At 71.9% G+C, this 14532-nt stretch carries 9 protein-coding genes and 1 pseudogene; 6 read left to right on the top strand and 4 right to left on the bottom strand.

The genetic code is table 11. The annotated features are described in order from the left end of the window. Nucleotides 1-128 precede the first annotated feature (128 nt). Both ACFXBC_RS02030 and ACFXBC_RS02025 read left to right on the top strand, forming a co-directional pair. A complete protein-coding gene (locus ACFXBC_RS02030; RefSeq protein ID WP_385017505.1) occupies nt 129-2015 on the top strand; it encodes an ABC transporter ATP-binding protein in 1887 nt (628 codons plus the stop codon). Then, nucleotides 2012-3910: an ABC transporter ATP-binding protein gene (locus tag ACFXBC_RS02025; protein WP_385017502.1), complete on the top strand. Its 1899-nt coding sequence runs from the start codon at nt 2012-2014 to the stop codon at nt 3908-3910. Before ACFXBC_RS02030 ends, ACFXBC_RS02025 begins: the two co-directional genes overlap by 4 nt. 84 nt (nt 3911-3994) lie before the next feature. Here ACFXBC_RS02025 and ACFXBC_RS02020 read toward each other — a convergent pair whose 3' ends face one another. The 3 genes and pseudogenes from ACFXBC_RS02020 to ACFXBC_RS02010 form a co-directional block, all read right to left on the bottom strand. After that, nucleotides 3995-4504, bottom strand: a complete 510-nt coding sequence (locus ACFXBC_RS02020) for a DinB family protein (protein ID WP_385017499.1) — start codon at nt 4502-4504, stop codon at nt 3995-3997. A 120-nt stretch (nt 4505-4624) separates the two neighbouring features. After that, nucleotides 4625-5014 (bottom strand): annotated as a pseudogene (locus tag ACFXBC_RS02015) (rhodanese-like domain-containing protein); the annotation flags it as partial. A gap of 156 nt (nt 5015-5170) precedes the next feature. Further along, nucleotides 5171-6637, bottom strand: a complete 1467-nt coding sequence (locus ACFXBC_RS02010; protein WP_385017821.1) for an MFS transporter — start codon at nt 6635-6637, stop codon at nt 5171-5173. A gap of 267 nt (nt 6638-6904) precedes the next feature. Here ACFXBC_RS02010 and ACFXBC_RS02005 point away from each other — a divergent pair, with 267 nt between their 5' ends. The 4 genes from ACFXBC_RS02005 (at nt 6905) to ACFXBC_RS01990 (ending at nt 12749) form a co-directional block, all read left to right on the top strand. Continuing rightward, a complete protein-coding gene (locus ACFXBC_RS02005; RefSeq protein WP_385017496.1) occupies nt 6905-7900 on the top strand; it encodes a TetR/AcrR family transcriptional regulator C-terminal domain-containing protein in 996 nt (331 codons plus the stop codon). 170 nt (nt 7901-8070) lie between these two features. Next, the gene (locus tag ACFXBC_RS02000) at nt 8071-10107 is read left to right on the top strand and encodes a M4 family metallopeptidase (protein WP_385017818.1); all 2037 of its coding nucleotides are present in this window, start codon (nt 8071-8073) and stop codon (nt 10105-10107) included. Between the two features lie 141 nt (nt 10108-10248). Then, nucleotides 10249-11928 (top strand): M4 family metallopeptidase, encoded by a 1680-nt coding sequence (locus tag ACFXBC_RS01995; RefSeq protein WP_385017493.1) that lies wholly within the window; start codon nt 10249-10251, stop codon nt 11926-11928. A 149-nt stretch (nt 11929-12077) separates the two neighbouring features. Then, nucleotides 12078-12749: a response regulator gene (locus ACFXBC_RS01990; RefSeq protein WP_385017490.1), complete on the top strand. Its 672-nt coding sequence runs from the start codon at nt 12078-12080 to the stop codon at nt 12747-12749. Nucleotides 12750-12764: 15 nt separating this feature from the next. Here the strand turns inward: ACFXBC_RS01990 and murJ are convergent, their stop codons facing one another. Then, nucleotides 12765-14450 carry a murein biosynthesis integral membrane protein MurJ gene (gene murJ / locus ACFXBC_RS01985; protein ID WP_385017487.1) on the bottom strand — a complete coding sequence of 562 codons (1686 nt, stop codon included), beginning with the start codon at nt 14448-14450 and terminating at the stop codon, nt 12765-12767. Nucleotides 14451-14532 lie beyond the last annotated feature (82 nt).

The following is a 14532-nucleotide window of genomic DNA, read 5'->3' as shown; positions in this document are numbered from 1 at the left end:
ATGCCGGGGTACGACCTTCCGGCGGTGGGGTACGACCTCCGGCAGGCGGGCTCCGGTGCCGGTGGGCGGCCCGGAGCGCCCCGAAATCCAGTGGGCACTGTCAGTGCCGGACCGTAGGCTCGCGCGCGATGCCCGAAACACATGCAACAGACAGCCAACTCTCCGGCGTGCGTTCTTTGCTACGGCTCTGGCCGTACGTACGGCCGGTGCGAAGACGGCTGGCCACGGCCGCTCTGGTGGCGATCGTCGCCTCCTGTCTGAGCCTGGTCATCCCGCTCGTCCTCAAGTGGATCGTCGACGGCCCGGTGACCGACCGGGACACCCGCGGGGTCTGGCTGGGCGCGCTGATGCTGCTCGGGCTCGGGGTCGCGGAGGCACTCCTCTTCGGCCTCCGCAGATGGCTGGTGGGCCGGCCGCTCGCCTGGATCGAGGCGTCGATGCGGGCCGACCTCTACCGCCATCTGCAGCGGCTGCCGGTGGCCTTCCACGACCGGTGGCCGTCGGGCCAGCTGCTGTCGCGCGGCACCACCGATCTGATGATGGTGCGGATGTTCCTCTCCTTCCCGCTGACGTTCCTCCTGGTCAACGGCGTGACGATCGTGGTCGGCTTCGTCATTCTGCTGATGCAGCAGTGGATGCTGGGGCTGGTGCTGCTGGTTCCCGCGGTTCCGCTGATGATCCTCTGCAAGATCTTCGAGGCGAAGTACTCCAAGGTCGCCCGGGTCTCCCAGGACCAGGTGGGCGACATCACCACGGTCGTCGAGGAGAGCGTCCTCGGCATCCGCATCATCAAGGGCTTCGGACGCCACCGCAGCCAGGCCCTGGCCTTCCGTGAGCTCTCGGCGCGGCTGCGCTCGACGGAGCTGGTCAAGGCCCGGCTCCTCGCGGGTATCTGGGCGGTGATCACCACCATCCCCGAGCTGGCGATCGGCGCGGCGCTGGTCCTCGGTACGGTCCAGGTCGCCGACGGGCATCTCTCGGCGGGCACCCTGGTCGCCTTCCTCTCCACCGCGCTGGCGCTGCGCTGGCCGGTGGAGTCGATCGGCTTCCTCCTGGCGATCAGCCAGGACGCGGCGACCGCCACCCAGCGGTACTTCGAGGTGATCGACGTGGCCGAGGAGACGGACACCACCGGCCCGGCCGCGCTCGCCCCGGGCGGTGCGGGTACGGCTGGTGCGGGTACGGACGGTGCGGGTGCGGACGGTGCGGGCGACGGTGCCCTCAACGGCGCTGCCAGTACCGCCACAGCCACAGCCACAGCCACAGCCACCGGCGGACTGCGCTTCGAGGGCGTCGAGTTCCGCTACCCCGACGCCGCCCCGGGCACCCCTCCCGTCCTCGACGGCATCGATCTGCACATCAGACCGGGCGAGACACTGGCCCTGGTGGGCGCCACCGGTTCGGGCAAGACCACGCTGACCGCGCTCGTACCGCGGCTGCACGAGATCACCGGGGGCCGCATCACCCTCGACGGTCAGGACATCACCGCCATGCCCCGCGAGCGGCTGCGGGAGCTGGTGTCGGTCGCCTTCGAGGAGCCCACCCTCTTCTCCGCGAGCGTCGGTGAGAACGTCCGGATGGGCGACGCGGGCGCGGACGACGAGGCGCTGCTGCGCGCCCTGTCGACCGCCCAGGCCGACTTCGTGCACGAGCTGCCGCTCGGCCGGGACACCCAGGTCGGCGAGCAGGGGCTGAGCCTCTCCGGCGGCCAGCGCCAGCGGCTCGCCCTGGCCAGGGCCGTCGTCGGGCAGCCGCGCTTCCTGGTGCTCGACGATCCGCTGTCCGCGCTGGACGTGCACACCGAGGCGCTGGTGGAGGCAGCCCTGCGCCGGGTCCTCGCCGAGACCACGGCGCTCGTCATCGCCCACCGGCCGTCCACCGTGCTGCTCGCCGACCGGGTCGCGCTGCTGTCGGACGGCCGTATCGGAGCGGTCGGCACCCACCACGAACTGCTCCAGAGCAACGCCGAGTACGCCTGGCTGATGTCGGGCGCCGAAGAGGACGGGACCCGATGACCACCACAGTCGACGGCCGGGAGGCCCTGGAGCCGGACCCCGGCGACGAGCCGGGATCCGGCCCCGCCGCCGGGTCCCCGGCGGGACAGCGGACGTCGGGCGGCGACCCCTTCGACCGGGACGAGCTGCCCGCCCCACCCGGCGCGACCGGCGCCCTGCTGCGCTCGCTCATCGCCCCGCACCGGACGGCGGCGATCGTCTCCGCGGTGCTGATGCTGGTCCAGCAGGCGGCCGTGCAGGCCGGGCCGCTGCTCGTCGCGTACGCCATCGACACCGGCGTCCCCGCCTTCCGCCGCGCCGACCACGGCCCGCTGATCGCGGTCGGCGTCGCCTACCTCGCGTCGGCGCTGCTCTCCGGGGGCCTGCAGTACGCCTTCGTCCAGGTCTCGGCCCGCCTCAACCAGGGCGCCCTGCTGGATCTGCGGGGCCGGATCTTCCGCCATGCGCAGGCGCTGAGTGTGGACTTCCACGAGCGGTACACATCGGGGCGGCTGATCTCCCGCTCCACCAGCGATGTGGAGTCGCTGCGCGAACTGCTCAGCGAAGGGCTCCAGGAGCTGATCGGCGTCGTGCTCTCCGCCGTCTACATCTGCGCGATGCTGCTCTTCCTCGACCTCGGGCTCGGCGCGGTCGCGCTGCTCTCGTTCGTACCGCTCTATCTGCTGATCCGGCGCTACCGGCGGCGGGTCACCGTCGTGTTCAGCCGGCGCTCGACCGCGGTCGCCGCGGTCATCGTGAAGTTCGCCGAGACGATGAACGGCATCAGGCCGGTGCGTGCCTTCCGCCGGGAGCGTGCCAACGACACGGAGTTCGACCGGCTCAACCACCGCCACGAGCGGGCCAACGGTGACTCGATGCTGGAGATGGCCCGCTATGTGACCGGCTCCCGTCTGGTCGCCAACACCGCGGTCGCCTGCATCGTGCTGTGGGGGGCCTACCGGGTCACCCGGGGCGGGCTCGAACTCGGTGTGCTGGCCGCGTCGGTGCTGTATCTGCGGCGCCTCTACGACCCGATCGACCGGCTGGGGATGTTCCTCAACTCGTACCAGTCCGCGGCCGCTTCGCTGGAGAAGATCGCCGGACTCCTGGCCCAGGAGCCGTCGGTCCCGGCGCCCGCGTCCCCGCGTACGCTGCCCGCCCTCGCCTCCGAACACCCGGGCCGTGAGGTCGTGTTCGACGGGGTCGGGTTCGCGTACCGCACCGGCGGCGAGGTGCTGCCGTGCTTCGATCTCACCATCCCGGCGGGCCAGACGGTCGCGGTCGTGGGCTCGACGGGCGCGGGGAAGTCGACGCTGGCCAAGCTGCTGGCCCGGTTCTACGACCCGACCGACGGCCAGGTCCGGCTGGACGGCGTGGATCTGGCCGACCTGGACGTCCCCGAGCTGCGGCGCGGGGTCGTCATGGTGACGCAGGAGGCATTCCTCTTCTCGGGGACGATCGCCGAGAACATCGCCATCGGGCGCCCGGAGGCCACCCCCGCCGAGATCGAGCAGGCGGCGAAGGCGATCGGAGCCCACGAATTCATCAGCGCCCTGCCCGAGGGGTACGACACGGACGTACGCAAGCGGGGCGGGCGGATCTCGGCGGGGCAGCGGCAGTTGGTGGCGTTCGCCCGCGCCCTGCTCGCCGACCCCGCCGTACTGATCCTGGACGAGGCGACCAGCTCGCTGGACATTCCGGGCGAGCGGGCGGTGCAGCATGCCATGGACACGGTGCTGCACGGCCGCACCGCGGTGGTCATCGCCCACCGGCTCTCCACGGTGGAGATCGCGGACCGGGTGCTGGTGATGGAGGACGGCCGGATCGTCGAGGACGGCACACCGGACTCGCTCATCGGCGGCAGCGGCCGGTTCGCCGGCCTGCACCGGGCCTGGCAGGACAGCCTGGTGGGGTGAGGGGCCTGCGGCAAGGCCGCGGCGGACGGGTCCGGAGGCGGCGGACGGGGCCGCCAGGCCGCCTCCGGGCTCAGGGCTCAGGGCTCAGGCGCCCACGGTCCCGTCGACGCCCTCCCGCAGAAGGTCCGCGTGGCCGTTGTGGCGGCCGTACTCCAGGAGCACGTGCACCATCACCATGCGCAGCGAGACCTCTTCGCCCCATCGCGGCTGATACCCGGTCAGCTCCAGGGAACCGGCCGCCCGCTCGATACGGCGCGAGTGTTCCACCTCGGCCTGCCAGGCCGTGAACGCCTCGGCCCGGGTCGAGGCGCTCGCGTCGTACGCCGCCTGGAAGTCGGTCCTGTCGGACCAGACCAGAGGCACGTCATGGTCCTCGAACACCCGGCGGAACCAGGTGCGTTCCACCTCTGCCAGGTGCCGTACCAGACCGAGCAGTGACAGCGTGGAGGGCGGCGCAGACTGTTCCCGCAGCTCCTCGTCGGTGAGGCCGTCGCACTTCATGGCGAGGGTCGCGCGGTGGTAGTCGAGGAAGGCCCGCAGTGTGTCGCGTTCGCTGCCACGGGTGGGCGGTCCTGTGCGGTGGTCGGCGGTCAATGCCGTGCTCCTCATCCGGGTCTGCGGGTCCGGGTCAGTCTGGCAGGCGGTACGGGCCGCCCCCGGGCGGTGGTTCGGGCCCGGCGGCGACGCTCACCACAGGACCGCTCGACGCCTCCCTCAGGCGCCGGGAGCCGGCCGTCCGTCACCGGTTTCCACCGGCCGGTCCGACGGCAGCCCCCACTCGCTCCAGGACCCGTCGTACACGGACAGGGCGCGGTATCCGGCGAGTTCGGCTCCGAGCGCCAGCACACAGGCGGTGACGCCCGATCCGCAGCTGAACACCAGCCGCTCGCGTCCGCCCGCGGCCCCGGCGAAGGCGGTACGCAGTTCGGCGGCCCGGCGCATCCGGCCTCCCCGCTGGACCGCGCCGAAGGGCAGGCTCACCGCTCCCGGCGTATGGCCGGGGCGCAGCCCCGGCCGGGGTTCGGCCGCCTCGCCCGTGAAGCGCTCGCGGGCGCGGGCGTCGAGGACAGCCGTACCGGGGTCGGCGAGCGCGGCGGTGACCCCGGCGCAGTCCGTGCCCATCCGGTGCCTCCCCTGGACCGGCAGGGCCCGTGCGCCCCGCACGGAGATCAGGCTGCCACCCGGCACGGGAAGACATGCACCTGGCCCTCCGTACGGCACTTCCGGTGGCCCAGCAACAGGCCGCTCCCCGCGGCGAGTTCAGGCTCGCGGCGCCGACACGGGGCGCCGCCCTCCAGCGGCGGCAGCGTCCGGGTCATCCGCCGGGCGCGCTCCCCGCAGCAGGACGACGGAGAGCGCCGCGGCTCCCGCCATCGCCACGGCCGCGCCGACCGCCGCGAAGTCCAGGCCGTGCACGAACGCCCGGCGCGCCGAGACGAGCAGGGCCCCGTGAGCCACCGCGGTCGCGCCGCCCAGGGTCTCGCGGACGGCGCCCGGCGCGCCCGCCATGTCGCTCCGGTATACGGCGGCCCCGACCGATCCCAGGATGGCCATACCCAGGGCACCGCCCAGCTCCTGCCCGGACTCCAGGACGGCGGCGGCCGACCCCGCGCGCTCCGGCGGGGCCGCGCCGATGGCGAGTTCGTTGGCGAGCGTCATCGCCGCGACCAGACCGCCCGCGTACACCGCCGAGCCCGCCAGCGTGAACCAGAGGGGTGAGCCGACGTGCACCCGGCTCAGCCAGAGGAACCCGCACGCCGAGACCGTGAAGCCCGCGCCCATCACGTACGCGCGGTCGAAGCGCCCGGCCAGTACGGCCCCGACGGGCGCGAGTACCGCCACACCGGCCATCGGGACCAGCGACCAGAGCGCCGCGGTGAGCGGGCTCTGGCCCAGCACGCTCTGCAGATACTGGGTGAGGAAGACCGCGAACCCGACCGTCGCGAACATCGCCAGCAGATTGGCGAGCAGCGAGCCGCAGAAGGCGGGGCGGCGCAGCAGCGCGAGGTCGACCATCGGGTGGTCCAGGCGCTGCTGACGGCGTACGAAGACGACGCCGACGGCCAGACCCGCGGTGACGCTGAGCGCGGAGAGCGGGGTGTATCCGTGCGCCGCCAGTTCCTTGACGCCCCGGATGACGGGGAGCAGCGTGGCGAGCGAGAGCACCGCGCTCAGCAGGTCGAACCGGCCGCGGGCGGGGGTTCTGAACTCCGGGAGCAGCAGCGGTCCGAGTACCAGCAGCAGGGCCATCGCGGGCAGGTTGACCAGGAAGACCGAGCCCCACCAGAAGTGGGCGAGCAGCAGCCCGCTGACCACCGGGCCGAGCGAGATGCCGGTGGTCATCACGGCGGTCCACAGGGCGACCGCCTTCGCGCGCTGCCGCTCGTCACGGAAGAGGTGCCGGATCAGCGCGAGGGTCGAGGGCATCAGGGCGGCGCCGCCGACACCGAGCAACGCCCGTACGGCGATGAGCTGTCCGGGGCTGTGGGCGTACGCCGCCGCGACCGACGCCGTGCCGAAGAGGACGGCCCCGGCGAGCACCAGCCGGCGCCGCCCGACGCGGTCACCGAGCGCGCCCATCGTGATCAGCAGACCGGCGAGCACGAAGCCGTACATGTCGAGCATCCACAGCTGCTGGGTGGCGCTCGGCTCCAGGGCCCGGCTGATGTAGGGGAGGGCGAAGTAGAGGATGGAGACGTCCATCGAGACGAGGAGCAGCGGGAGCATCAGCACCCCGAGTGCGATCCACTCCCGGCGGCCCGCGGTCGGTGCTGGGGCGGGAGCTGCGGCGAGTGGCGCGGTGGGCGGTGCGGTGGGCGGTGCGGCGGGTTCTTCGGCGCCTGCCGCGCCGCACGCTTCGGTGCCTGGTTCAGAGGTCATGCCGGGAGCGAAGCAGCACGCCGTGTACACCGCAAACACCACCCTGGTGCACCGTAGTGCACTCCTTTCCCGAACAGGACTTCACCCGGTCGACCGCACTAGTACAGTGCCGGGATGAGCAGCCAGCCGCCCTACCTCCGCGCCGCCGCCGGGATCCGCCGCAGGATCGAGTCGGGCGAGCTCGCGCCAGGCGACCGTGTCCCCTCGACGCGGGCGATCGTCCGGGAGTGCGGGGTGGCGATGGCGACGGCGACCAAGGCGCTGGCGGTGCTGCGGCAGGAGGGGCTGGTACGGGCGGTGCCCGGCGTCGGCACGGTCGTCGCCGGACACCCCGCCCCGGGTCTCGCCGGGCCGTCCGGCCGGGGTCTCGCCGGGCCGTCCGGCCCGGTCACCGCAGCGGACTCCACCCCGGGCCCGGCCGCCCTCGCCTCCCCCGGCGGGCAGGGCCCGGCCCGTGACCGCATCGTGCGCACCGCCGTGGCGTTCGCCGACGCCGATGGCCTGGCCACGCTCTCGATGCGGCGGGTCGCCACCGGACTCGGGGTGTCCACCATGGCCCTGTACCGCCATGTGCGGGGCAAGGGCGAACTAGTCCAGCTGATGGCCGACGCCGTCTACGGTGAACAGCCGCTGCCCGCGGCCCAGCCGGCCCACTGGCGCGCCCGGTTCGAGCTGGGCACCCGGTGGCTGTGGGACGCGCACCGGCGGCACTCGTGGATGGCGCGGGCGATGGCGTCCTTCACCCGGCCCACGCCCTCGCCGAACGCGATGGCCTACACGGAGTGGATGCTGCGGGCCGGGGCCGACACCGGTCTTTCGCCGCATCAGGTGATGCATCTGCATCTCACGCTCTTCGGCCACGTCCAGGGGCTCGCGACCGCCACCGACCTCGAAGGGCAGGCGGTCCAGGACACCGGGCTCTCCAACGACGAGTGGATGGCCCGGAACGAGACACAGTTCGCCGCTCTCGGGGCCGGCGGGGCCTACCCGCATCTCAATTCGCTCGCCGGACACCCGGGGTTCGAGCTGGATCTCGGACAGGTCTTCGAGTTCGGCCTGGCCCGGATCCTGGACGGTGTCGCGGCACTCGTCAGCAAACATTCCGTATAGCGAACATGACCCTGCGGACAACGGACGATTTCCGGCCAACCTTTTGACGCGGTCCTGACACAGGGTCCTCACAGATGTCACTCTCTCCCCGTTCTGCGCACTGCTTGCTCGCCAGGGCGGCTCACCAGGTCGCTCTGTCCACCCTTGCAGAAGGAGTCCGCGTGAGACCCGTGAGACCCACGCACCGTCGTGCCACCGCCACCGCCACCGGCGCCCTCGTCGCCGCCGCGGCACTGCTCGCCGTAGGAGTACAGGCCGGCACAGCCTCCGCATCACCCGGGAACACCGCCGCTTCCGCCGCGGTCACCGGCAAGTCCGCGCCCGGCGCCGCCCCGGCAGCCCTCTCGCCCTCCCAGCGGGCCGAGTTGCTGCGTACGGCGAACGCCACCAAGGCGGACACCGCCCGGAGTCTCGGTCTCGGAGCCCATGAAAAGCTCCAGGTCCACGACGTCACCAAGGACCGTGACGGCACCACGCACACCCGGTACGAGCGCACGTACGACGGGCTCCCCGTCCTCGGCGGTGACCTGATCGTCGACGCCTCGAAGGCAGGAGCGACCGAGGGCGTCACCAAGGCGTCCCGCGCGGAACTGAAGAACGTGAACACCAGCGCGGCCGTCGCACCGGCCGCCGCCGAGAAGACGGCGCTGAAGGCCGCGGCCGCCCAGGGTTCGGCGAAGACCTCGGCCGACCGGGCCCCGCGCAAGGTGGTCTGGCTGGCGCAGGGCAAGCCGGTACTCGCCTACGAGACGGTGGTCGGCGGCTTCCAGGACGACGGCACCCCGAGCGAGCTGCATGTCATCACCGACGCGGCCACCGGCAAGAAGCTCTTCGAGCGCCAGGCCATCGAGACCGGCGTCGGCAACACCGAGTACAGCGGCAAGGTCACCCTCGGCACCACCAAGTCGGGGTCGAACTACACGCTGAACGACGGCACACGCGGCGGCCAGCTGACGTACAACCTGAACCACGGGTCGTCCGGCAAGGGCACCCTGTACACCAACACCACCGACACCTGGGGCAACGGCCTGGCCTCCAACTCGGAGACGGCGGCGGCCGACGCCCACTACGGGGCGGCGGAGACCTGGGACTTCTACAAGAACGTCTTCGGCAGGTCCGGGATCGCGGGCAACGGCGTCGCCGCCTACTCCCGGGTCCACTACGGCAACTCGTACGTCAACGCCTTCTGGGACGACAGCTGCTTCTGCATGACGTACGGCGACGGCTCGGGCAACGCCGCCCCGCTGACCGCCATCGACGTCGCGGGCCACGAGATGTCGCACGGTGTCACGGCGGCCACCGCGGGGCTCAACTACAGCGGTGAGTCCGGCGGTCTCAACGAGGCCACGTCCGACATCTTCGGCACCGCCGTCGAGTTCTACGCCAACAACGCGTCGGACCCCGGTGACTACCTCATCGGCGAGAAGATCGACATCAACGGCGACGGCACCCCGCTGCGCTACATGGACAAGCCGAGCAAGGACGGCGCTTCCAAGGACGCCTGGTCCTCCAGCCTCGGCGGACTCGACGTGCACTACTCGTCGGGCCCGGCCAACCACTTCTTCTACCTGCTCAGCGAGGGCAGCGGCAAGAAGACCATCAACGGGGTCAACTACGACTCGCCCACGTCGGACGGCCTGCCCGTCACCGGCATCGGCCGGGACAAGGCCGAGCTGATCTGGTACAAGGCGCTCACCGAGAAGTTCACCTCGACGACCAACTACGCGGCGGCCCGCACCGGGACGCTCGCGGTCGCGAGCGAGCTGTACGGGGCGAGCAGCGCCGAGTACAAGTCGGTCGCGGACGCCTGGGCCGGCATCAACGTCGGCGCCAGGCCCGGCGGCGGCGACCCGGGCACGGGCACCGTCTTCCAGTCCACCACCAAGGTCGCGATCCCGGACGGCGGTTCGGCGGTCAACTCGCCGATCGCGGTCACCGGCCTGACGGGCAAGGCCCCGGCCACGCTCAAGGTGGACGTCAACATCAGCCACACCTGGCGCGGCGACCTGGTCATCGACCTGGTCGGCCCGAGCGGGAAGACGTACCGGCTGAAGAACTCCAGTTCGTCCGACTCGGCGGACGACGTGGTGGCCTCGTACACGGTCAACGCGTCCACCGAGACGGCCAACGGCACCTGGAAGCTGAAGGTCCAGGATGTCGCCCGGCAGGACACCGGAACGCTCAACAGCTGGAAATTGACCTTCTGATTTCCTGCCACAAAGCAGCCCTGCCGCACTAATGTTCCACTGAACGGCGCTTCACAGAAGCTTCGTTCGACCGCTTGACCGTTCCACAGGACAGTGCTGCCCGGGGGACCCCAATCTCCCCCGGGCGGTGCCACCACCCGCATGTCACCCGCACTTTTCCAACCCCCCACCTCTGAAAGGGAAAATCGAGTGACCTCTCACATATCGCGTTCGCAGCGCATCGCCGGTTCCATCGCCGTGGCGGCGATGCTCGCCACCGGCCTGACCACCCTCTCCTCCGGTGCCGCGGGCGCCGCACCGACGCCGGCCGCACCGGCCGCGCGTGCGCTCTCCCTCTCCACCACCCAGCACGCGGCCCTGCTGCGCACGGCGGCCGCCAACACCGCGAGCACCGCGGGCAAGCTGGGCCTCGGCAGCCAGGAGAAGCTCGTCGTCCGGGACGTCATCAAGGACGCCAACGGCACGACGCACACCCGGTACGAGCGCACCTACGCCGGTCTCCCGGTCCTCGGGGGCGACCTCGTCGTCCACACCCCGAAGTCGGGCGCCGCCACGGTCACCAAGGCGACGAAGGCGACCATCAAGGTCGCGGGCACCACCGCCGCCGTGAAGCCCGCCACCGCCCAGCAGAAGGCGCTCAGCGCCGCCAAGTCCGCCGGCGCCGACAAGGCTTCGGCCGACAAGGCCCCGCGCAAGGTCATCTGGGCGGCCACCGGCAAGCCCACGCTGGCCTACGAGACCGTGGTCGGCGGCTTCCAGGACGACGGCACCCCCAGCCAGCTGCACGTCGTCACCGACGCGGCCACCGGCAAGAAGCTTTCGCAGTGGCAGGCCGTCAAGACCGGCACCGGCCAGAGCGAGTACAGCGGCAAGGTCACCCTGGGCACCACGAAGTCGGGGTCGAACTACACGCTGAACGACGGAGACCGCGGCGGCCACCAGACGTACAACCTGAACCACGGGACGTCCGGCAAGGGCACCCTGTTCAGCAAGTCCACCGACACCTGGGGCGACGGCACCGCCAAGAACGCGGAGACCGCGGCGGTGGACGCGCACTACGGCGCGGCCGAGACCTGGGACTTCTACAAGAACGTCCTCAAGCGCAACGGCATCGCCGGTGACGGCAAGGCGTCCTACAGCCGGGTCCACTACGGCGACTCCTACGTGAACGCCTTCTGGGACGACAGCTGCTTCTGCATGACGTACGGCGACGGCGAGGGCAACGCCGACCCGCTGACCGCCATCGACGTCGCGGGCCACGAGATGTCGCACGGCCTCACCGCGGCCACCGCCAACCTCGACTACACCGGCGAGTCCGGCGGGCTCAACGAGGCGACATCGGACATCTTCGGCACCGCCGTCGAGTTCTACGCCGACAACACGTCGGACCCGGGCGACTACCTCATCGGCGAGAAGATCAACATCAACGGCGACGGCACCCCGCTGCGCTACATGGACAAGCCCAGCAAGGACGGCGCGTCGGCCGACTACTGGTCGTCCAGCCTCGGCGACCTCGACGTCCACTACTCGTCGGGCCCGGCCAACCACTTCTTCTACCTGCTCAGCGAGGGCAGCGGCAAGAAGACCGTCAACGGCGTCGACTACGACTCCCCCACGAAGGACGGCTCCAAGGTCACCGGCATCGGCCGGGACAAGGCCATCCAGATCTGGTACAAGGCCCTGTCGACGTACATGACCTCGACCACCGACTACGCGGCGGCCCGCGAGGCGACGCTGAAGGCGGCGAGTGACCTGTACGGCGCGGACAGCACCGAGTACAAGGCGGTCGGCGCCGCCTGGACCGGCATCAACGTGAAGTAACACCCGGCAGCACCCCCGCACCACTGCGAAGGCCCCGCCCCCGCACCGCGCCCGCGGCGCCGGGCGGGGCCTTCCGCCGTCCTGCCGGTTCCAGGGGCCGGACGCCGTGCGGCAGGCGGCACTTCGACGACAGCCCTTAGGCTGGCCCGATGACGGACCCACGGATACGCGTCCTGCTCGCCGACGACGAGGCGCTGATCCGTGCGGGCATCCGGGCCATCCTCGGCGCCGACCCCGCCATCGAGGTCGTCGCGGAGGCGGCGGACGGGCACGAGGCGGTCGAACTGGCCCTGAAACACCGGCCGGACGTCGCCCTGCTGGACATCCGGATGCCACGCCTCGACGGTCTGCGGGCCGCCGGGGAGCTGCGCAGCGCTGCTCCGGACACCGCGGTCGTCATGCTCACCACCTTCTCCGACGACGAGTACATCGTGCGCGCCCTCTCCAGCGGGGTCAGCGGCTTCCTGCTGAAGTCCGGTGATCCCCGGGAGCTGATCGCGGGCATCAGGGCGATCGCCGGCGGCGCCGCGTTCCTCTCCCCCGAAGTGGCACGGCGCGTCCTCACCCATCTCGGCGGCGGGCAGCTCTCCCGTGCGGCGCGGGCCCGCACCCGGCTCGACCCGCTCACCGGCCGGGAACGCCAGGTGGTGGCCCTGGTCGGCGCGGGTCTCTCCAACGCGGAGATCGGGGCGGAACTCCATGTCGTCGAAGGCACCGTCAAGGCCCATGTCAGCGCCGTCCTCGCCCGCCTGGACCTCCGCAACCGCGTCCAACTGGCCACCCTGGCCTACGAAGCGGGGCTGGTCACCGGCGCCGGCTGACGGGCCGGCCCACCGTCACCGCATCCCCGGCAGCCCGCGCAGCTCCCCGGTCCTCCCCACCCGGGCGAGCAGCAGGAACAGCGGCAGCATAGCTGCCCCGCCCACGGCCAGGGCGAGCGCTGCGGCCCCGGCGGCCGGACCGGGCGGTGCCGGGCAGAGCGCAGCGGCGGTCCACCCGGCGGCAGCGGCCATCAGCGCGGCCCCGGTCAGCTTCCCGTAACTGCGGGCGACCCGGCGGCCGTCCAGCCGCCCTCCGAGCCTCCGGCGCAGCAGCCGCGCGGAGACCAGCAGCCCGACCGCGTACGCGATCCCGTACGAGGCGGCCATCCCGGTGACGGCCGAGCGTGCGGGCAGCAGCAGATGGCAGCCGGTGGCCAGCACGATCTGGACCGCGCCGGTCCACAGCGCCGTCAGAAAGGGCGTACGGGTGTCCCCGAAGGCGTAGAAGCCGCGCAGCAGCACATACTGCGCGGAGAACGGGATCAGTCCGGGCCCGAACGCCTGGAGCATCCACCCCAGCGGCCGGGTGGCGGCGGCGTCGGCCGCGCCGTGCGCGAAGAGCAGCTGCGCCAGCTGCGGGCCGAGCGCCAGGAAGAAGAATGCGGCCGGGACGGTGACGGCCCCGCTGGTCCGCAGGGCGTGCGAGAGATCGCGGCGCAGATCGTCGCCGCGGTGCTCGGCGGCGGCCCGGCTCATCCGGGGCAGCAGCGCGGTGACCAGGGTGACCGTGACCACGGACTGCGGAAGCGACCAGATGGTCTGCGCGTAGGTGTAGGCGGTGAAGCCGGCCCCGGCCCGGGGCAGTTCACGGTCGGCGGCGGTGGCGTAGCGGGTCACCACGGTGGCCGTCACGAGATTGGCCAGGACGAACAGCAGGGTCCAGCGGGCCGCTCCGATGCTCGCCCGCATACCGGTCCCGCGCCAGTCGAAGCGCGGCCGGAACCGGAAACCGGCGGCGTGGACGAACGGCACCAGGGCGAGTGCCTGGACCGCGAGGGCCAGCGTGGTGCCCGCGCCCAGCAGGGTCACCTGGGCGGGGGTGATGCCGCGCACCCCGCCCGCCGCCGTCATGACTCCGGTGTACCAGCCGAACACCCCGATGAGCAGGACGTTGTTGAGTACCGGTGTCCACATCATCGCGCCGAACCGGTGCCGGGCGTTGAGCACCTGGCCCAGGATGCCGTACATCCCGTAGAAGAAGATCTGCGGCAGCAGGAACCGGGCGAAGACCACGGTGAGTTCGAAGGCGGCATGGTTGTCCGGCGTGTCCCGCTGGTACACGCCGATGATCTGCGGGGCGCCCCACACGGCGAGCAGGGAGCCGGTTGCGAGCACGGTGAGCGTGAGTGTGACCAGCCGCTGCTCGAAGGCCCGTCCGCCGTCCGGCTGCTCCAGACGGGCGCGGACCAGCTGCGGTACCAGGACGGAGTTCAGCGCTCCGCCGATGATGAGGAAGTACAGGCTCGCGGGGACGGTGTTGGCCTGGTTGTACGTGGTCGCGAGGAGCCCCGTACCGAGCGCCCCGGCCTGGAGCACCTGTCTGATCAGGCCGGTGGCCCGGGACACCACGGTCCCCGCCGCCATCAGCACCGCGGGGCGCAGCAGCGTGCGCCGGACCGGGCCGGTTCTCCTGGCCGCCGCGTGCTTTCCCCGGGCCCGCCCACGCGCCCGGGTCCTGACCCGCGGCTCCGTCCCCTCCATGCTGCCCCCCCCGTGCCGTACCGCGCGGCGCCCTTGTCGTTGGGCCTGCCGCGCCGACGGTAGGCGGCGGGGGCCGCCGGGC

It is taken from the genome of Streptomyces sp. NPDC059398, from assembly GCF_042751845.1.
Lineage (GTDB): Bacteria > Actinomycetota > Actinomycetes > Streptomycetales > Streptomycetaceae > Streptomyces.
This window is presented reverse-complemented; position numbering and strand designations above follow the sequence as displayed.